The 18661-nt window shown below is 68.6% G+C and carries 14 protein-coding genes; 11 read left to right on the top strand and 3 right to left on the bottom strand.

Annotation, left to right across the window (positions count from 1 at the left end; translation table 11 throughout):
- Together QQK25_RS16600 and mgtE are read left to right on the top strand one after the other, a co-directional pair.
- Positions 1–804: FAD-dependent monooxygenase (locus QQK25_RS16600; RefSeq protein ID WP_284188927.1), on the top strand; the 804-nt coding region annotated here is incomplete at its 5' end.
- Between the two features lie 113 nt (positions 805–917).
- Positions 918–2360 (top strand): magnesium transporter, encoded by a 1443-nt coding sequence (gene mgtE, locus QQK25_RS16595; RefSeq protein WP_284188926.1) that lies wholly within the window; start codon positions 918–920, stop codon positions 2358–2360.
- A gap of 312 nt (positions 2361–2672) precedes the next feature.
- Here the strand turns inward: mgtE and hemL are convergent, their stop codons facing one another.
- The 3 genes from hemL to thiD are packed head-to-tail and all read right to left on the bottom strand — an operon-like array spanning position 2673 to position 5433.
- Entirely contained in the window at positions 2673–3959 is a 1287-nt protein-coding gene (gene hemL / locus QQK25_RS16590) for a glutamate-1-semialdehyde 2,1-aminomutase (protein ID WP_284188925.1), read from the bottom strand.
- A 20-nt stretch (positions 3960–3979) separates the two neighbouring features.
- Entirely contained in the window at positions 3980–4591 is a 612-nt protein-coding gene (gene thiE, locus QQK25_RS16585; RefSeq protein ID WP_284188924.1) for a thiamine phosphate synthase, read from the bottom strand.
- A gap of 2 nt (positions 4592–4593) precedes the next feature.
- Entirely contained in the window at positions 4594–5433 is an 840-nt protein-coding gene (thiD, locus tag QQK25_RS16580; protein ID WP_153162611.1) for a bifunctional hydroxymethylpyrimidine kinase/phosphomethylpyrimidine kinase, read from the bottom strand.
- Positions 5434–5551: 118 nt separating this feature from the next.
- On the opposite strand from thiD, the gene QQK25_RS16575 reads away from it, so the two are divergent.
- The 9 genes from QQK25_RS16575 to aroE all read left to right on the top strand — a co-directional run.
- Positions 5552–5704, top strand: coding sequence for a rubredoxin (locus tag QQK25_RS16575; protein WP_228111947.1), 153 nt, complete (start codon positions 5552–5554; stop codon positions 5702–5704).
- Between the two features lie 58 nt (positions 5705–5762).
- On the top strand, positions 5763–6161 hold the full coding sequence (locus QQK25_RS16570) for a response regulator (protein ID WP_153162613.1): 399 nt from the start codon (positions 5763–5765) through the stop codon (positions 6159–6161).
- 20 nt (positions 6162–6181) lie between these two features.
- The gene (locus tag QQK25_RS16565) at positions 6182–6547 is read left to right on the top strand and encodes a response regulator (protein WP_153162614.1); all 366 of its coding nucleotides are present in this window, start codon (positions 6182–6184) and stop codon (positions 6545–6547) included.
- An 8-nt stretch (positions 6548–6555) separates the two neighbouring features.
- A complete protein-coding gene (locus QQK25_RS16560; RefSeq protein WP_153162615.1) occupies positions 6556–7071 on the top strand; it encodes a chemotaxis protein CheW in 516 nt (171 codons plus the stop codon).
- A gap of 50 nt (positions 7072–7121) precedes the next feature.
- Positions 7122–9242: a methyl-accepting chemotaxis protein gene (locus tag QQK25_RS16555; RefSeq protein ID WP_284188923.1), complete on the top strand. Its 2121-nt coding sequence runs from the start codon at positions 7122–7124 to the stop codon at positions 9240–9242.
- Positions 9243–9286: 44 nt separating this feature from the next.
- Entirely contained in the window at positions 9287–15091 is a 5805-nt protein-coding gene (locus tag QQK25_RS16550; RefSeq protein ID WP_284188922.1) for a FimL-related protein, read from the top strand.
- 79 nt (positions 15092–15170) lie between these two features.
- Positions 15171–17138 carry a ribonuclease catalytic domain-containing protein gene (locus QQK25_RS16545; protein ID WP_284188921.1) on the top strand — a complete coding sequence of 656 codons (1968 nt, stop codon included), beginning with the start codon at positions 15171–15173 and terminating at the stop codon, positions 17136–17138.
- A 7-nt stretch (positions 17139–17145) separates the two neighbouring features.
- On the top strand, positions 17146–18105 hold the full coding sequence (locus QQK25_RS16540) for an energy transducer TonB (protein ID WP_284188920.1): 960 nt from the start codon (positions 17146–17148) through the stop codon (positions 18103–18105).
- A gap of 4 nt (positions 18106–18109) precedes the next feature.
- Positions 18110–18661, top strand: a 552-nt coding sequence (aroE, locus tag QQK25_RS16535) for a shikimate dehydrogenase (RefSeq protein WP_284188919.1), incomplete at its 3' end; no start/stop codon positions are given.

The following is an 18661-nucleotide window of genomic DNA, read 5'->3' as shown; positions in this document are numbered from 1 at the left end:
CTCGCCGCCGCCGGCATCCCGATCCGCAACCACGCGGCGGTCACCGGCCTCGCGGCCGGCGCCAACGACGTGATCCTCAGCCTCGCCGACGGCAGCAGCGTCACTGCACGCCTCGCTGCCTGCGCCGAGGGCCTGATCGACGGCGCCGACGACGCCCAGCTCGTCGAGCGCGACTACGCCCAGCACGCGGTGATCAGCATCGCCACCCCGGCCACCGGCCACGGCCGCCGGGCGTGGGAGCGCTTCACCCCGCAAGGCCCCCTGGCCGTGCTGCCCTGCGGCGACGACTGCGCCATCGTCCACACCGCCAGCCCCGACGACGCCGACGCCCTGATGGCCCTCGACGATGCCGCCTACCTGGCCCGCCTGCAAAGCCACTTCGGCGACCGCCTGCGCTTTGCGTCGGTAGGCGAGCGGGCGCGCTACCCCCTCAAGCTGCGTTACCGGCCCGAACCCGTCGGCCAGCGCACGGTGTGGCTCGGCAACGCCGCGCAAACCCTGCACCCGGTGGCCGGCCAGGGCTACAACCTGGCCCTGCGCGACGTGTGGGCCTGCGCCCAGGTGATCCTGCGGGCCGGCGGCGACCCCGGTGCGGCCGAAACCCTCGCCACCTACGCCCGCGAACGGCGCGTCGACCGCAGCGGCACGATCCGCTTCACCGACACCCTGGTGCGCCTGTTCAGCAACGCCGTCGCGCCGCTTCACCACGCCCGCGGCGCCGGCCTCTTCGCCCTCGACCTGCTGCCGCCGGCGCGGCATTTCGTGGCCAAGCGGATGATGTTCGGGGCCCGCGCCTGGCCTTGATCGCCGGGGCGCCGCGCGACTTGCATTTGCGGGTCGCCGCGGCGCAGCAAACCCCGTAGAATTCGCCTCCCTGCGCGCCGCCCGGCGCCCCGCCGCCCACGGGAAGTTCCAGCATGGCCGATACCGACGACCTCCAGCACCACGACGACCTGGACAGCCACCTGAAGGAGGTCCAGCACCTGCTCGCCCGCCACAAGCTGGTGGAAGGGCTCGTGCACCGGCAGGACATGCCCAAGCACGATCTGGTCGAGAGCCTCGTCCACAAGCAGCACGTCCAGGAACTCACCCACAAGCTCGACAGCCTCCACTCGGCCGACGTCGCCCACATCCTCGAAGCCCTGCCGCTCGAGGACCGTCTCTTCGTCTGGGATCTGGTCAAGGCCGAGCGGGACGGCGAGATCCTCCTCGAAGTCTCCGACGCGGTGCGGGAATCCCTCATCGAGTCGATGGACCCGGCCTCCCTGCGGGCCGCTGCCGAACAGCTCGACGCCGACGAACTCGCCGACCTCGCGCCCGACCTGCCCCAGGAGGTGATGGAGGACGTGTATCGCGGCCTCGATCCCGAGGAGCGCGAGCAGCTGCGGGCCGCCATGTCCTACCCCGAGGATTCGGTGGGCGCGCTGATGGATTTCGAGATGGTCACCGTGCGCGAGGACGTGACCCTCGAAGTGGTGCTGCGCTACCTGCGCCGCTTCGAAGAACTGCCCGACCACACCGACCAGCTCTTCGTGGTGGACCGGGACGAGCACCTGCGCGGCGTGCTGCCCATCAACCGGCTGCTGCTGAGCGACCCGGAGACCGAGGTGAGCGACATCATGCTCACCGACACCCTCACGCTCGAACCCGCCGACGAAGCCGAAACCGCCGCCCAGGCCTTCGAGCGTTACGACCTCGTTTCCGCACCGGTGGTGGATTACCACCGCAAGCTGGTGGGCCGGCTCACCGTGGCAGCGGTGGTGGACTTCATCCGTGAAGAAACCGAGAACGAGCTGCTCTCCCAGGCCGGTCTGAAGGAAGGCGAAGACATCTTCGCCCCGGTGTGGGATTCGGTGAAGAACCGCTGGGCCTGGCTGGCCGTCAATCTGGTCACCGCCTTCTTCGCCAGCCGGGTGATCGGCGCCTTCGAAGGCTCCATCGAGAAGCTCGTCGCGCTGGCCGCGCTGATGCCCATCGTGGCCGGCATCGGCGGCAACTCGGGCAACCAGACGATCACCATGATCGTGCGCGGCATCGCCATGGGCCAGGTGCAGGAAGACGCCCTGACCCGCCTGCTCAAGAAGGAGATGGGCGTCGCCCTCATCAACGGGCTGGTGTGGGGCGGGCTGCTCGGCGTGCTGGCGTGGATTCTCTACGGCAGCGGCAAGCTGGGCGCGGTGATGACCGCCGCAATGACCCTCAACCTGCTCCTCGCCGCCTTCGTCGGCGTGATGGCCCCGATGATCCGCCACAGGCTGGGGCAAGATCCGGCCGTCGGCTCCAGCGTCATCATCACCGCCGTCACCGATTCCGGCGGCTTCTTCATCTTCCTCGGGCTGGCGACGATCTTCCTGATGTAGGGCACGCATCAGCCCGATCTCGGACCTGTAGCACAGACATGTAGGTCGGACTTCAGTCCGACACTGCGCGTTGATCCGGCGCCGGTTGTCGGACTGAAGTCCGACCTACAGGAACGCCCCCACCCACACAAACATCGATTCAGCGCAAGAAACGTCGATTCAGCGCCTGAAACCGAGTTTCAGGGGCGCACAATAAAGATTCAGGCGCTGAAACCTGGTTTCAGCGCCTGAATCGAAGACTTTCTGCCGGGAAACTGTGTTTCAGTGTCTGAAACGACGCCTACGGGCCGAGAAACGAAGTTTCCGGCCCGATCAGCCCGCGTTGGCCGCGAACCACTGCTCCGCAGCGGCGATGGTCGAGTCGATGTCCGCCTCGGAGTGCGCAGCCGACACGAAGCCGGCCTCGAAGGCCGACGGGGCGAAGTAGTGGCCGGCGTCCAGCATGGCGTGGAAGAAGCGGTTGAAGGTCTCGCGGTCGGAGGCCATCACGTCGGCGTAGCTCTGGGGCACGGCCTTGGCAAAGTACAGGCCGAACATGCCGCCCACCGAATCGGCGATGAAGTTCACACCGTGCTTCCTGGCTGCGGCGTTAAGGCCGGCCACCAGCCGCTCGGTGCGGGCGGTGAGGGTTTCGTAGAAGCCCGGGCGGGCGATCTGCTCGAGGCTGGCGAGGCCAGCGGCCACGGCCACCGGGCTGCCCGACAGCGTGCCGGCCTGGTACACGCCGCCCAGGGGGGCGATCTTTTCCATGATGTCGCGACGGCCGCCGAAGGCGCCCACCGGCATGCCGCCGCCGATCACCTTGCCGAGGGTGGTGAGATCCGGCGTGATGCCATACAGGCCCTGCACGCCCCGCGGGCCGACGCGGAAGCCGGTCATCACCTCGTCGAAGATCAGCACCGCGCCGTGCTCGGTACACAGCCGGCGCAGCAGGTGCATGAAGTGGGCCGACGGCTTGACGAGGTTCATGTTGCCGGCGATGGGCTCGATGATCACGCAGGCGATCTCGCTGCCCCGGGCCTGGAAGGTTTCTTCCAGCTGGGCCGGGTTGTTGTAGTCCAGCACCACGGTGTGCTTGGCGAAGTCTTCCGGCACGCCGGCGGAGGACGGGTTGCCGAAGGTGAGCAGGCCCGAGCCGGCCTTCACCAGCAGGCTGTCGGCGTGGCCGTGGTAGCAGCCCTCGAACTTGATGATCGCGTCACGACCGGTGAAACCCCGGGCGAGGCGGATCGCGCTCATCGTGGCTTCGGTGCCGGACGACACCAGGCGCACCATTTCCATGCTCGGCAGCAGCTCGCACAGGCGCTCGGCCATGTCGATCTCGCGCTCGGTGGGGGCGCCGAAGGACAGGCCCTCCAGCGCGGCCGAACGCACCGCCTCGACCACCACCGGATCGGCGTGACCGAGGATCGCCGGGCCCCAGGAGCCCACGTAGTCGAGGTATTCCTTGCCGTCCGCGTCCCACACCCGGGCGCCCAGGGCCTTCTTGAGGAAGCGCGGGGTGCCGCCCACCGAACGGAAGGCACGGACCGGCGAGTTGACGCCGCCGGGAATGGTGCGCTGGGCGCGGGCAAAGAGTTCTTCGTTGCGACTGGTCATGCTGGGAGCTTCCTGAGAGGTCAATCGAACAGCCCGGCGTAGGCCGCCGCGCGGGCGGTCGGGTCGGGCGCAGAGAATACGTCGCTGATCACGGCGAGGAGATCGGCCCCGGCCGCCACCAGAGCCGGCGCGTTGTCGAGGGTGATGCCGCCGATGGCCGCCACCGGCAGGCGCAGCTCGCGGTGGGCGCGGGTGAGCAGGTCGAGCCCGGCGCGCGGGGCGTCGGGCTTGGTGGACGAGGTGAACATCGCCCCGAAGGCAACGTAATCAACCCCCGCCGCGGCGCCGGCCACCGCCCGCTGCCATTCGTTGTAGCAGCTGACGCCGAGGATGCGTCCCGGGCCGAGGGCCGCGCGGGCCAGGGCCGGATCACCGTCGTCGCGGCCCAGGTGGGCGCCGTCGGCACCGATCTCGAGGGCCAGCGCGAGGCTGTCGTTGATCACCAGCGGCACACCGGCGGCCCGGCACAGGGCCAGCAGGCGACTGGCCTGCTCACGCTTGAGGGCCGCATCGGCGAGCTTGTTGCGGTACTGGACGATCGCCGGGCGCGCCGGCAGCACCGTGGCCACTGCGGCCAGCAGCGCGTCGGTGTCGAGCAGATCGGGCGTGACGAGATAGAGACCGCGCCGCATCTTCAGCCCCCGCCCCGGTCGGGCGGGCCGGCCCAGAAAAAACGGTCGGGAATGTACTGCCCCATGCCGGGGCGGAAGGCCGCCGAGAGGGTCTGCCAGGTGAAGCCCTGGGCCTCGAAGACGGCATTGGACATGTCGAGCCCGTGGGCCAGCGCGGCCGCAGCCGCCGACGCCAGGGTGCAGCCGGAACCATGGTAGCTGCCGGGCAGACGCTCCCACGGATCGGCCCGCAACACCCCCTTCGCCCCATAAAGGGTATTAACCACCTGCGGGGTGTTGGCGTGGGAACCGGTGATCAGCACATACTCGGTGCCCATTTCGAGCAACATCGTGGCGCAGTCGGCCATGCTGCGCTCTTCGCCGTCATCGCCGTAGCTGGCGACGAGACGCCGGGCCTCCATCGTGTTGGGCGTGATGAGGGTCGCCTGGGGAATGATGAACTCCCGCAGCGTGGCCAGCATGAGCTCGGAGGCCAGCTCGTCACCCCGACCCGAGGCGACGATCGGATCGACGATGACGGGAATATGAGGGTAATCGGAGATGATCTCGGCGATCACCTCGATGTTCTCGACGCTGCCCAGCACGCCGAGCTTGAAGGCCTGCACCGGCATGTCTTCAAGCACCGTGCGGGCCTGTTCGATGACGAAATCCGCGTCCACGGGCAATACCTCCTCGACGCCGACAGTGTCCTGGACGGTGAGGCCGGTGATGACCGTCAGGGGATGACACCCCATGCTGGAAATCGTCATTATGTCTGCCTGGATTCCGGCGCCACCGGTAGGATCGGAGGCGGCGAACACGAGAACCAGGGGAGGAGAGGGATCGCTGCGGTTAGTAGTCATTCCGGGAAACGAGGACGCACAATTTTGACTGCGACTGCGCTACCATTCACGATCCAAGCGATTCTAGCCGAAATCACAGCGACGCACCCACATGGCAAGCCCCCCGTACAAGACCTGGATGTGCCTGATCTGTGGCTATATCTACAACGAAGAAACCGGTTCCCCCGAAGAAGGCATCGCCCCCGGCACCCGCTGGGAGGACGTTCCGCCCAACTGGACCTGTCCCGAGTGCGGCGCACGCAAGGACGATTTTGAAATGATCGCGATCTGAGGGCCCGAGGCCCCACTCGCGGAAGGCATTGACAGCAGCAAGAAGACCGGAGGGTCATGTGAATCTCAGCGGAATCAAGGTCATGGTCATCGATGACAGCAACACCATCCGCCGCAGCGCAGAGATCTTCCTCGCCCAGGCCGGCTGTCAGGTCGTGCTCGCCGAGGACGGCTTCGATGCACTCGCCAAGATCACCGACCACGCGCCCGACCTGATCTTCGTCGACATCATGATGCCGCGCCTCGACGGCTACCAGACCTGCGCCCTCATCAAGAAGAATCCCCGCCTCAAGGCCACACCGGTCATCATGCTGTCCTCCAAGGACGGTCTCTTCGACCGCGCCCGCGGCCGCCTCGCCGGTTCCGACGAATACCTCACCAAGCCCTTCACCAAGGAAAGCCTGCTGCGTTCGGTTGCCAGCCACACGCAGTCACGCCAGCTTTCCGCCCTCGACTGAACCCACGAGACGCTGCGCCCATGCCGATCAAGAAAATCCTCGTCGTCGACGACTCCCCGACGGAACGGCTCGCCCTGTCGGAAGTCCTCGTCAAGAATGGCTACCAGGTCGTGACCGCCGACAGCGGCGACGAAGCCGTCATCAAGAGCAAGACCGAACACCCCGACCTCATCCTGATGGACGTGGTCATGCCCGGCACCAACGGCTACCAGGCCACCCGCACCATCGTGCGCGACGAGGCCACCCGTGACATCCCGGTGATCATCTGCACGAGCAAGGGCCTCGAGACCGACAAGATCTGGGGCATGCGCCAGGGCGCGTTCGACTACATGGTCAAGCCCCTCGACCACGCGGCCCTGCTCGACAAGATCCGCGCCTTCAGCTGAGAAACCCCATGGCGAAGCGGATCAGCCTCCACGAATTCCAGGCCGGCCTCGCGCGGCGACTGGCCGACGCCAAGGACAGCCGGGCATCGGCCCTGCTCGGCGTCCAGGCAGGCAAGCGCAACTGGCTCATCGACCTCACCGAGGCCGGAGAAATCCTGGCCGTTCCCCCTCTTGCAACGGTTCCCCTCGCCGAGCACTGGTTTCGCGGGCTCGCCAGCGTGCGGGGCAACCTGTTCGGCGTCGTCGATTTCGCAGCCTTTCACGGCGACGCGCCGATCGCGCCGGTGGGACAATCCCGGCTGCTGCTGATCGGGGTTCGCCACAGCCTCAACTGTGCGCTGCTCGTGACACGGGCCCTGGGCCTTCGGGCCGTCGAGGATTTCGAACCCCTCGCCACGCCGCCCGACCCGGACCAGCCATGGATCGGCGATCAGGTTCAGGATGCCCACGGCACCCACTGGACCCGCCTCAAGGTTTCCGAACTACTGAATCACGCGCGTTTTCTCGACGCCGCCCAATCGTGACCAAACAATCTGGAGGAGCAGCGGGTCACACCCGCTGAAGGAAGAAAAAAATGGCATTCAAGCTACCGGGACTGTCGCTGGGCGGCAACAAGGCCGCCACGACCAATGTGGACACGATCATCGACACCAGCGACGGGGCGCAAACCAGCGCACTCCCCTTCCTCGCGGGCAAGAGCGCATCCGAGCAGCTGCGTACCCTGCGCGTCCCGTTCCTGATCTTTGCCGTCCTGACCGCCGCGCTGGTCATCTACCAGATCCGGGTCAGCAGCTTCGGCACCGCCTACGTCACGGCCGCCGGCCAGATGCGAACCCTCTCCCAGCAGATCGCCAAGGCCAGTCAGCTCGCCCTGCAGGGTGACACCAACGCCTTCGGCGAGCTCAAGCAGAGCCGCGAACAGTTCAACGCCCTGCTCGGCGCCGTCACCGACGGCGGCGATGTCAACGGCACCGGCGTACCCGGCGGCAGCAGCGCCGTCACCGCCGAGCTCGAAGCCGTCACCACCCTCTGGAAGAAGACCGACGCCGACGCCGAGAAGCTCCTGAAGGAAGAAAAGAAGCTCACCGACCTGGGCAAGGCCGTTGCCACCATCAACAGCAAGAACCCCCAGCTCCTCGAACTCTCCGAACAGGTCGCCACACTCAAGCTGCAGGGCGGCGCCGCCGCACGCGAGATCGCCACCGCCAACCAGGTGGTGATGCTCACCCAGCGGATCGCCAAGAACGCCAACGCGCTCCTGATCGCCAACGCCATCGACCCGGAAGTCGCCTTCCTCCTCGGCAAGGACACCAACACCTTCCGCGAGCAGATTGAGCAGCTCCAGAAGATGACCGCTGACGGCACCGACGCCAAGGCCAAGCTCGCCGAACTCGAAACCGTCGGCAAGGACAACCTCTCCGCAGTCCAGACCATCCTCGGCAGCATCCAGCTCCTCGTGAAGGCCAAGGAAGCCGGCAGCCACATCTTCAAGGACTCCGGCCCGCTCCTCGAAAAGACCTCCGAACTGGCCGAAGGCTACTCCAACGCCTACACAGGCTTCTTCACCTGGGTCTCCCTGTCGATCATCGTCTGCGCCCTGCTCGCCCTGGCCTGCCTGGCCCTGATGGCCAAGACCTACAACGACGACATCGCCCGCCGCCGCGCCGCCTCCGAACAGCTCCGGGAAGCCGCCGAAACCGAGCGTAACGGCACCCAGCAGGCCATTCTGCGTCTGATGAACGAGATGGGCGACCTCGCCGACGGCGACCTGACCGTCCGCGCCACCGTCACCGAAGACATCACCGGCGCCATCGCCGACTCGGTGAACTACACCATTGAAGAACTCTCCGTGCTGGTGCGCCGGATCAACGACGCCGCCATCCGCGTGACCACCGCCACCGAATCCGCCCAGCGCACCTCCGACGAACTGCTCTCCGCCACCGAGCGTCAGGCCCAGGAACTGCGCCTCGCCGGTGAAACCGCCCAGAGCATGGCGAGCTCCATGAGCGCAGCCTCCGAAGACGCCCTGCAGTCCGCCCAGGTGGCCCGCCGCTCCCTCGAAGCCGCCCAGAAGGGCGCCGCCGCGGTGGAAGACACCATCAAGGGCATGAACGACATCCGCGAGAAGATCCAGGAGACCTCCAAGCGCATCAAGCGCCTCGGCGAATCCTCCCAGGAGATCGGCGAAATCGTGGAACTCATCTCCGACATTACCGAACAGACCAACGTCCTCGCCCTCAACGCTGCCATCCAGGCCGCCTCCGCCGGTGAAGCCGGCCGTGGCTTCTCGGTGGTTGCCGAAGAAGTGCAGCGCCTCGCCGAACGCTCCGCCGAGGCCACCAAGCAGATCGGCGCGATCGTGAAGACCATTCAGACCGACACCGGCGACGCCGTGGCGGCAATGGAAAACGCCACCCGCGACGTGGTCGACGGCGCCCGCCTGTCCGAAACCGCCGGCCAGGAACTCGCCGAGATCGAACGCGTGTCCGCCGAAACCGCCGAGCTCATCGAACGCATCTCGGTCAGTACCGAAGTCCAGGCCAAGGCCGCAACCCAGGTGGCCGAGAAGATGCGCGGCATTCTGGCGATCACCGACCGCACCACCACCGGCACCCAGCAGACCGCCGTGTCGATCGGCGAACTGGCGGATCTCGCAGTTGAACTCAAGGGTTCGGTCTCCGGCTTCAAGGTCTGACCCGCACACCCCGACCAGGAACGGAATCCGTCCCCCACGTACCGATGAGCTCAGCACATGAACTCGACCTGGGTCCGCTGACCTGGGTCAAAGGCGAAATCGACCTGGCCCTCGAAAGGGCCTTGGGCGCGCTCGCCGAGGCCGGCAACGCGCCAGACCGTCCCGGTCGCATCAAGTTCGCCCAGACCCACCTGCACCAGGCCCACGGCGCCCTGTCCATCGTGGGCCTCGACGGTCTGACCCAGTTCTCCGAACAGCTCGACCGGCTGCTCGGAGAAATGGCGTCCACCCAGGTGCCTGCCACGCCCGACACCATCCGTCTGGCGACCCGCTGCATCGCAGCCATCGGCAACTATCTCGACGAGCTCACCCGTGGCCAGCCCGACCAGGCCCTGCGCCTGTTCAGCCTGTACGGCGAACTCGCCCAGGCCCGCGGCCAGGACGCCCCCACCGCCGGCGAGCTGTTCTTCCCCGATCTGACCCTGCGCCCGGCCTTCCCGGCCGCCACCGAAGGCGGCGACGACCCCAAGCGCCTGCGCGCGCTGCGCGGCCGCTTCGAACGGGGCCTGCTCAAGTGGTTCCGCAACGCGGACGACACCGCCGGCCCGCAGGAGATGCGCGAATCCGTCGCCGGCATCGAAAGCCTCCAGGCCGTACCCGCGTCCCGCGCCTTCTGGGCCGCCGCCACCGCCTTCTTCGACGCCCTCGGCCAGGGCGCCCTGCCCGCCGACGCTGCCACCAAGCGCCTGTGCGGCCGGATCGACGCCCAGATGCGTCGCGTCATGGAGGGCTCCAGCATCGTCGCCGAGCGCCTGATGCGCGACGTGCTCTACCACGTCGCCACCACCGCGGCCCACTCGCCGGCCATCGACAGCATCCGCAGCACCTACCAGCTTCAAGCTCTGATCCCCGACGCCGACCGGCCGATCCGCGACACGCCCATCGCCCCGATCCTGCGCAAGCTGCGCGAAGCACTCTCCGATGCCCGCGAAGCCTGGGACCAGTTCTCCAAGGGCGGCGCCATCGGCCTGCCGCGCTTCCAGGACACCATCGCTCCGATCATCGATCAGGCCCGCACCGTGGGCCAGCCCGAAGTCGCCGACCTCGCCGCTGCCCTGGGCGAGCTCGCCCGCTGGCTGCGCCAGGACCCCCTGCGCCTCACCGACGCCCTGTCGATGGATGTCGCCACCGCGATGCTCCTCCTCGACACCCGCCTCGACGCCCATGCCCGCGCCGACAACCGGGAAGACGTGCAGATCGACGCCATCCTCGAGCGCCTGCGCGCCCATCAGCGAGGCGAGAAGCTCGCCCCGATGGCCATCTCCGAGCCCGACGCCCAGGCCCGCCAGGTCAATCGCCAGCTCGCCCACGAGATCCTCACCAGCCTCAACGAAGTCGAGACGAGCCTCGACGGCTTCTTCCGCTCGCCGGGCAACACCGACATCCTCGCCACCGTCCGCGCGCCCCTCAAGCAGGTCGAGGGCGCCCTCTCGGTGATGAACGACGACGGCGCCGTGCGTCTCGTCCAGGACGCCGCCGCGCGCATCGCGGCGCTGCCCGCCGAAACCGGCGACAACACCCGCGCCTTCGAAGAGATCGCCCACCGCCTGTCGGCCCTCGGCGTCTACATCGAAGCCCTCCAGCACGGCCCCGCCGACCTCGCCCGCATCCTGCGCCCCGACGACGTGCCCGACGTGGCCGACAGCGTCGAAGCCGAACTCGCCCAGCAGAAGCGCGAAGCCGCAGCCCTCACCGCCGCCCTCAAGGACAACCCGGACGACATCGGCCTGCGCACCGAGCTCCAGCTCAACCTCGAGAGCCTGCGCCAGGACGCCTCCCTCACGGCCGACCTCGAACTCGAAAAACAGGCCCGCCAGGCCCTCACGATGCTCGACGCCGGCGAGCTGTTCAGCGCCCCCGCGCCGATCGCCGCAGCTCCCGCCGCGCCAGCCCTGTCCGCCGAAGCCACCCGTCTCCTCGACGCCAGCGAAGAGGAAATCGACGCGGAACTCCTGTCGATCTTCATCGAAGAGGCCATCGAAGTCCGCAGTACCATCGCCCGCAAGATCGTCGAACTGCGCGAGCGTCCCCACGACGTGGAGGTGCTCACCACCATCCGCCGCAGCTTCCACACCCTCAAGGGCAGCGGCCGGATGGTCGGCCTCAAGGACTTCGGCGAAGCCGCGTGGAGCATGGAGCAGACGCTCAACCACTGGCTGCGCCTCGAACTGCCCGTCAACGCCGAGCTCCACACGCTCATCGACGACGCCCACGCGGCCTTCTCCGCCTGGATCGACCAGCTCAATGCCGGCGCCGGCACCCACAAGGACGTCAGCCAGCTGCTCGCCGACGCCGAGCGCCTGCGCTCCGAGGCCCCCGCCGAGGCACCCGCCCGGGCCACACCCGCGCCTGCCGCCCCCGCCACGCCCCCGAGTGCAGCCGGCGACACTGAAGAGATGGATCTGGAGTCCACGATCATCGTGCCGGATGCCAGCTTCACCGAAACCGACATCGGCACGCCAATGGCCCTCCATCACGAGGCCCCCGACGCACCGCCGCTGATCGAACTGCAGTTCCCCGACCTGAGCTTCGTCGAACCCGAAGCCGAGCCCGCCCCCGCGGCCCCGGCCCCGGCCGACGACTTCAGCCTCGACTTCGACCTGCCCACCGACCTCCCCGTCGAAGCGCCCGAAGTCGAAACGGCCCCGCCGACGCTCATCGAAGCCCCGCTTCCCCTCGAAGACCTGGCCCTCGAAGACGAGCCCGAAGCCCTGCCAGCGCTGCCCGACAGCATCCAGACCGTCGAGGAAGCCCTCGCCGATCTCGAAGAGAGCATCGAGCTGCCCGACACCTTCGAAGCCGTCGAAGCCCTGCCGGTCGAAGCCATCGACGCTCCGACCATCGAGATCCCGACGCTCGACGAAACGCCCACCTTCGATCTGCCCGTCACCGACGAACCGCTGGAGCCCCTTGAGCCGCTCGAAACGGTGGAAGTCGAGGCCGCCGGGATCGAAGCCGAGCTCGAGACCGAAGAAGCCATCAACATCGAAGAGATCGACGCCGAAAACGTGGCCGACGACGACATCAGCCAGGACGAAGTGCGCCTGGGCGATGTCGTGCTGTCCCGCCCGCTGTTCGACCTCTACCTCGTCGAAGCCCGCCAGCACGTGGCCACCCTGCGCCACGAACTCGCCCGGCTGTCGGTCAACCCGAGCCTCGTTCCGCCCCAGTCGGCGATCCGGGCCGCCCACACCCTGTCCGGCATCTCCGGCACCGCCCGCTTCGTCGCGCCCCAGGCGCTCGCCAAGGCCCTTGAGCTGGCCGAACAGCGCCTGTCCGACCACGACCGCGCGCCCACGGCCGACCAGACCATCCTGCTCAACAGCGCAGCCACCGCCCTCGAAGGCATGCTGGTCCAGCTCTCTGCCCGCAGCCTGCCCCAGCCGGCACCAGAGCTCGTCGAACAGCTCGACGGCATCCTCGCCTCGCATCTGGCCGAAGTCATCAGCCTGCGCCCCGAAGCACCGCCGGCCCTGGTGACCACGCCGATCAATCCGGTGCCTGCAGCGCCGCGCCCGGCCGAACCCACCGCAGCGGCGCCGCAACTGCGCGACGAGCTCGACACCGACCTGCTGCCGATCTTCCTCGACGAAGGCAACGAACTCCTCGACCAGCTCGACGTCGCCGTCCACAACTGGCGCGGCAACCCGACCGACACCACCAACGCCGCCGGCATCGCCCGTCTGCTCCACACCCTCAAGGGCAGCGCGCGGATGGTCGGCGCGATGAGCCTCGGCCAGAGCCTGCACGACCTAGAAACCCGTCTCGAGCGGGTGCGCGGCCAGAACGCCGCCGAATCCGGCATCCTCGACGAGCTCGAAACCGCCCTCGACCAGACCCGCCAGGCCCTCGACACCCTCGGCAACCCCGAGGCCGCCGCGCCGGCGCCCGAGCCGGTCCAGCCGGCAAGCCCCGTCGCCACCCACATCGACCTGGACGACACCGCCCCGGCCCAGCCCGGCGAACTCGCCGCCCAGGCCGCCCGCACCATGCTGCGGGTCGAAGCCAGCCGCATCGACCAGTTCGTGAACGAAGCCGGCGAAATCTCCATCGCCCGCACCCGGATCGAAGGCGAACTGCGCACCCTGCGCCGCTCCCTGCTCGACCTCACCGAAAACGTCATCCGCCTGCGCAACCAGCTGCGCGAAGTCGAAATCCAGGCCGACACCCAGATGCAGTCCCGCCTGTCCCAGGTCGAGACCCATCACACCGAGTTCGACCCCCTGGAGATGGACCGCTACACCCGCCTCCAGGAACTCACCCGGATGATGGCGGAGAGCGTCGGCGACGTGACCACCGTCCAGCAGAACCTCCTCAAGAATCTCGACGGCGCCGAATCGGCCCTCCACGCCCAGTCGCGGATGGCCCGCGAACTCCAGCAGTCGCTGATGTACGTGCGCATGGTGCCCTTCGACAGCCTCGCCGAGCGTCTCTACCGCCTCGTCCGCCAGACCGCCAAGGAGCTTGGCCGGCGCGCCAACCTCGACATCATCGGCGGCCAGATTGAAATCGACCGCAGCGTGCTCGAGGCCATGACCGGCCCCCTCGGCCACCTGGTCCGCAACGCCGTCGCCCATGGCATCGAGCCGCCCGACGTACGCCGCGCCGCCGGCAAGCCCGAGATCGGCCAGATCACCCTGCGCGTCGCCCACGAAGGCAACGACGTGGTGATCGAATTCCGCGACGACGGCGCCGGCCTCGACTTCGCCCGCATCCGCGCCCACGCCCTCGAAACAGGGCTGATCGAAGCGGGCGAAGAAACCGACGACAAGCGCCTCACCAACCTGATCTTCGTGCCCGGCTTCACCACCGCCAGCCTGTCCAGCCTTGCCGGCCGCGGCGTGGGCATGGACGTGGTGAAGAGCGAGACCGCCGCCGTCGGCGGCCGCATCAGCGTAGCCACCGAAGCCGGCCAGGGCACCACCTTCCGCATCCACCTGCCGCTCACCCTCGCCGTCACCCAGGCGCTGCTGGTGCGCGCGGGCGGACGCACGCTGGCGATTCCGTCGTCGATGGTGGCCCAGGTGCTCGAACTCAAGCCCAAGGCCCTCGAAGAGGTCCGCGCCAAACGGGGCACCGAATGGCTCGGCGAGCACTTCAGCTACCGCTACCTGCCGCGCCTCCTGGGCGACAACGAATCCCAGCCCCAGCTCGACCGCTTCAACTGGGTGCTGCTGCTCCGGGCCGGCTCCGAAACCCTCGCCCTCCATGTGGATGCCCTGCGCGGCAACCAGGAAGTCGTCGTCAAGAACGCCGGGCCGCAGTACGCCCGGATGGTCGGCTACTCCGGCGCCACGGTGCTTGGCGACGGCGAGATCGTGCTGATCCTGAACCCGGTCGCCCTGGCCGGCCGCGCCCACGCCAGCGCCGAGGACGTCCTGCCGGCCACCAGCCGCAGCAGCCTCACCCCGGCCCAGCCGACGGTGATGGTGGTGGATGACTCCCTGACCGTGCGCAAGATCACCGGCCGCCTGCTCGAACGGGAAGGCTACCGGGTCATCACCGCCAAGGACGGCGTGGACGCGCTGGAGCAGCTCCTCACCGCCAGCCCCGACGTCATCATCGCCGACATCGAGATGCCGCGGATGGACGGCTTCGACCTCACCCGCAACATCCGCGCCGACGCCCGCCTGAGGGCCGTGCCGATCATCATGATCACCTCCCGCACGGCCGAAAAGCACAAGCGTTATGCGGAAGAGATCGGCGTCAACCACTACCTCGGCAAGCCCTACGACGAGGACGTGCTGCTGCAGCTGATCCGGGATTTCGTCACCAACGCCACACTCTGACCCGGACTAAAGCGCCGCTTTCGTCCGGGGCGGGCCCCGGCTTGGCTATAATCGGTCGTTTTCCCTGCGCGACCGCCCCATGAACCTGCTCTTCGAAGAGGATGGTGCCTTCAAGACCGGCACCATCCTGACCGACAACGACGCCTCCCTGCAGGTGGAAACACCCCACGGCAAGCGCCTCAAGCTGAAGAGCAACCACGTGCTGATGCGTTTCGCGCAGCCGGGCGCCGGCGATCTGCTCGACCGCGCCGAAACCGAGGCCGAAGGCCTCGATACCGAATTCCTGTGGGAAGTCTGCGGCGAAGACGAGTTCGGCTTTGCCGAGTTCGCCCGCGAATACTTCGGCCACGAACCCAGCCCCGTCGAATCCGCCGCCGTGCTGCTGCGCCTGCACGCCGCGCCGATCTACTTCCACCGCAAGGGCCGCGGCCGCTTCCGCAAGGCGCCGGCCGAGATCCTCCAGGCCGCCCTCGCCGGCCTCGAGAAGAAGCGCCAGCAGGCCGCCGCCGTCGAGCGGATGCGCGACGAACTCCTCGCCGGCCAGTTGCCCGAAGAGCTCAAGCCGCTGGTGCGTCAGCTGCTCTACAAGCCCGACCGCAACCGCCTCGAAACCAAGGCCCTCGAAGCCGCCTGTGCCGAAAGCGGCAAGTCGCCGGCCCGGCTGCTCCTCGCCTGTGGCGCGCTGGCCTCGTCCCACGAACTGCATTTCGACCGCTTCCTGTTCGAGTACTTCCCGTCCGGCACCGACTTCCCGGCCTTCGAGCCGCCCGTCGCCCCGGCCGACCTGCCGCTCGCCGACGTGCGCGCCTTCTCCATCGACGACGCCGCCACCACCGAGATCGACGACGCCTTCTCGGTCACCCCGGTCGACGGCGGCTGGCGCATCGGCATCCACATCGCCGCGCCCGGCCTCGGCTTCGGCCGCGACTCCAGCCTCGACGCCATCGCCCGCGAGCGCCTGTCGACGGTCTACATGCCGGGCAACAAGATCACCATGCTGCCCGACGCCATCGTCGAGGGCTTCACCCTGGGCGAAGGCCGCGACTGCCCGGCACTGTCGCTCTACCTCGACGTCAGCCGCGACCTCATCGTCACCGGCAACCACTCGCGCATCGAGCGCGTGCCGGTGGTCGCCAACCTGCGCCACCACGACATCGAGCCGGTCTTCAACGAAACCACCCTCGCCGAAGGCGGCCCGGACTTCCCCTGGAAGGCCGAGCTCACCCTGCTGTGGGAGCTCGCCACGGTGCTCGAAGCCGGCCGCGGCAAGCCCGCAGCCAACCAGAACCTCGTCGATTTCAACTTCAGCGTCGACTGGTCCGAAACCACCGCCGACGGTCCCGGCCGCATCGAGATTGGCCGCCGCTCCCGCGGTTCGCCCCTCGACAAGCTGGTGGCCGAGCTGATGATCGCCGCCAACAGCACCTGGGGCAAAGCCCTCGCCGACGCCGGCATCCCGGCCCTGTATCGGGCCCAGACCGGCGGCAAGGTGCGCATGACCACCGCCGCCGCGCCCCACGAAGGCCTCGGCGTGGACTGCTACGCCTGGTCCAGCTCGCCGCTGCGGCGCTACGTCGACCTGGTCAACCAGTGGCAGCTCATCGGCTGGCTCAGCGGCAACGCGCCGGCCTTCCCGCCCAAGTCGCCCGAGCTGATCGCCGCCATGCGCGACTTCGAGCTCACCTACGCCGCCTACGCCGAATTCCAGCGCGGCATGGAGCGCTACTGGTGCCTGCGCTGGCTGCGCCAGCAGGGCCACCCGGCCATGAGCGCCCGCGTGCTGCGCGAGAGCCTCGTCCGCCTCGAAGTCATCCCGCTGATCTTCAAGGTCCCGTCGATGCCCACCCTGCCGCCAGGCACCCGCGTGCAGCTCGCCATCGACAGCACCGACCTGATCGACGTGGACGTGCGCGCCACCTATCTCGAAACCCTCGCGCCGGCGGGCAGCGAGCCCATCGAGATCGACGACGAAGACCTGCAGGAAGCCGAAGCCGCGCCAGCTGCCGATGCCCCCGTCGCCACCACTGAGGCCCCGCCCGCCGCCTGAGTCCGCCATGCAGCCGCTCCAACGTCCGCCCGCCCCGTCGCCTTCCCCGACGCCCGTCCCCGGCCCTGCCGCCGGCGCGGGCGGCGCGTGGCCGACCTTCGCCGGGCGGTCGGCGCGCTATGCGCTCGAATGGGGCGTCGGCGTCTCGCTGGCGATCCACGCCGTGCTGCTGTCCATCCACTTCGTGATGCCGGACCCGGCCAAGTTCAAGCGCAACGACAAGGGGCTGGAGGTCGTGCTGGTCAATTCCCGCCACGCCCAGCGCCCGGACACCGCCGACATCCTCGCCCAGACCAACCTCGACGCCGGCGGCAACTCCGACAAGAAGGCCCGTCCCGCCACCCCGCTGCCGCCCATGGAGCAGACCCGCGCCGGCGACAGCCTGATCGAAGCCCAGCGCCGCAGCGAGCAGCAACAGGCGCCCCAGGTCCAGGCGATGACCGCCAAGCAGGCCAAGGCCGCGCTGGCCGTCGATCCCCGCCACGCCAACCCCACCGAGGCCCCACGCCAGGTGTCCGGCTACGACCTCCTCGACAGCTCCGCCGCGGTCGCCCGCATCGAGGCCCAGATCGACAAGGATCTGATGGACTACGCCTCGCGGCCGCGCAAGAAGTTCATCGGCGCCCGCGCCCACGAATACCGCTTCGCCCAGTACGCCGAGGACTGGCGCCAGAAGATCGAGCGGGTCGGCACCCTCAACTACCCCGACGCCGCCCGCGGCAAGCTCTACGGCAGCCTGCTGCTGTCGGTCACCATCCGTGCCGACGGCAACGTGGAGAACGTCGAGATCCTCCGCTCCTCCGGCCACAAGCTGCTGGATGACGCCGCCCGCCGCATCGTGCAGCTCGCCGCGCCCTACGCCGCCTTCCCGCCGGACATCCGCAAGGACACCGACGTGATCGAGATCACCCGCACCTGGACATTCACCAACGCGGACATGCTGCAGACCTCCGCCCGCAAGGATTGACCCGATGGACCGTTACGCCGTGATCGGCAACCCGATCGGCCACAGCAAGTCGCCCCGCATCCACGCCGCCTTCGCCACCCAGACCGGCCAGCAGCTCAGCTACGAGGCGCTGCTCGCGCCCCTCGACGGCTTCGCCGCCACCGTGCAGGGCTTCCAGGCCGCCGGCGGACGCGGGATGAACGTCACCGTGCCCTTCAAGCTCGAAGCCTTCGACCTGGCCGACCGGCTCACGCCCCGCGCCCAGGCCGCCGGCGCGGTGAACACCCTGGCCTTCGGCGCCGACGGCACCCTGGGCGACAACACCGACGGCGCCGGCATCCTGCGCGACATCACCGTCAACCTGGGCTTCGCCGTGGCCGGCCGGCGCGTGCTGCTGCTGGGCGCGGGCGGCGCGGCCCGTGGCACCGTGCTGCCACTCCTTGACGCGCAACCCGCCAGCCTCACCATCGCCAACCGAACCGCCGTCAAAGCCGCCCAATTGGCCGACGAGTTCGCCACCGCCGGCGCCATCGTGCCCACCGGTTGCGGCCTCGCCCAGCTCGCCGGACAACAGTTC

Source organism: Zoogloea oryzae, from assembly GCF_030161255.1.
GTDB classification, from domain to species: Bacteria; Pseudomonadota; Gammaproteobacteria; order Burkholderiales; family Rhodocyclaceae; genus Zoogloea; species Zoogloea oryzae.
This window is presented reverse-complemented; position numbering and strand designations above follow the sequence as displayed.

Bases quoted from the DNA above. Each gene is read 5' to 3' on its own strand.
- mgtE (WP_284188926.1), top strand. From the start codon at position 918: ATGGCCGATACCGACGACCTCCAGCACCACGACGACCTGGACAGCCAC.
- hemL (WP_284188925.1), bottom strand. From the start codon at position 3,959: ATGACCAGTCGCAACGAAGAACTCTTTGCCCGCGCCCAGCGCACCATT.
- thiE (WP_284188924.1), bottom strand. From the start codon at position 4,591: ATGCGGCGCGGTCTCTATCTCGTCACGCCCGATCTGCTCGACACCGAC.
- thiD (WP_153162611.1), bottom strand. From the start codon at position 5,433: ATGACTACTAACCGCAGCGATCCCTCTCCTCCCCTGGTTCTCGTGTTC.
- QQK25_RS16575 (WP_228111947.1), top strand. From the start codon at position 5,552: ATGTGCCTGATCTGTGGCTATATCTACAACGAAGAAACCGGTTCCCCC.
- QQK25_RS16565 (WP_153162614.1), top strand. From the start codon at position 6,182: ATGCCGATCAAGAAAATCCTCGTCGTCGACGACTCCCCGACGGAACGG.
- QQK25_RS16560 (WP_153162615.1), top strand. From the start codon at position 6,556: ATGGCGAAGCGGATCAGCCTCCACGAATTCCAGGCCGGCCTCGCGCGG.
- QQK25_RS16555 (WP_284188923.1), top strand. From the start codon at position 7,122: ATGGCATTCAAGCTACCGGGACTGTCGCTGGGCGGCAACAAGGCCGCC.
- QQK25_RS16550 (WP_284188922.1), top strand. From the start codon at position 9,287: ATGAGCTCAGCACATGAACTCGACCTGGGTCCGCTGACCTGGGTCAAA.
- QQK25_RS16545 (WP_284188921.1), top strand. From the start codon at position 15,171: ATGAACCTGCTCTTCGAAGAGGATGGTGCCTTCAAGACCGGCACCATC.
- QQK25_RS16540 (WP_284188920.1), top strand. From the start codon at position 17,146: ATGCAGCCGCTCCAACGTCCGCCCGCCCCGTCGCCTTCCCCGACGCCC.